General features: G+C 56.8%; 1 pseudogene. It reads right to left on the bottom strand.

Annotation, left to right across the window (positions count from 1 at the left end):
* Positions 1 to 305: 305 nt before the first annotated feature.
* Positions 306 to 776, bottom strand: a pseudogene (locus tag N2041_RS14965) (leucine--tRNA ligase); the annotation flags it as partial.

The raw sequence follows: 776 nt of genomic DNA, 5'->3' as shown, positions 1-776 counted from the left end.
CTCTTAGACATCTTCTCTACTTCCAGGTGGTAGAGGATGCTCTTGTATGCCATCGGTTTTCCATCGGCAGTTAGGGGGGGGGTTGTTTCGTTAGCGTGGACGATAATCAACGTCTTCTCATCCACCGCTATGCGTAAGCCCGCATCCTCGCGCAACATGACTTCGCCGCAAATATGCGTTTCGCTCTTTTCAAAGGCGGGCCAGGTTTCGGGTTGGTCGAACGGGTACACGGTAATGCGCTGGGCTTTGAACGCATTGCCTTCCCATGCGCCTTCCACGCTGACGACATCGCCGCGTCGCGGTTCGCCCAGGATAATGCCCTGATAGCGGTATTGGAGCATCGGCTCGTCGAAGTTCACCAAGCCTGCATCACGCAGGGCTTTAGTGAAGAAGCGGGTGTAGAGCAGGTGCATGACAGCGTGTTCTGCGCCGCCGGTATATGTGTCCACCGGCGCCCAATAGGCCAGCTCTGCCGGATCCCAGGGTGTGTCCTCGCCGTTTACCGGTTCGCCCTCGCGGTAGTATGGACTAAGGTAGGCGTACTGATACCAGGAGGAACACATGAACGTGTCCATGGTGTCCGTCTCACGACGCGCCGGGCCGCCGCACTGTGGACAGGTAGTGTGGAGATACCCTTCGTGGTGAAGGAGGGCATTTTCTCCAGTCTTGGGAATTTCGGCATCCAAGGGCAGAATCACCGGCAAATCTTCATAAGGTACGGGCACTATGCCACAGTGGTCGCAGTATATCATAGGGATTGGAGCGCCCCAGTAGCG

Origin of the sequence: Tepidiforma sp. (genome assembly GCF_026419595.1) — a bacterium.
Classification (GTDB): Bacteria; Chloroflexota; Dehalococcoidia; order Tepidiformales; family Tepidiformaceae; genus Tepidiforma.
The sequence above is the reverse complement of the archived record's forward strand: the minus strand, read 5'-3'. Positions and strand labels throughout refer to the sequence as shown.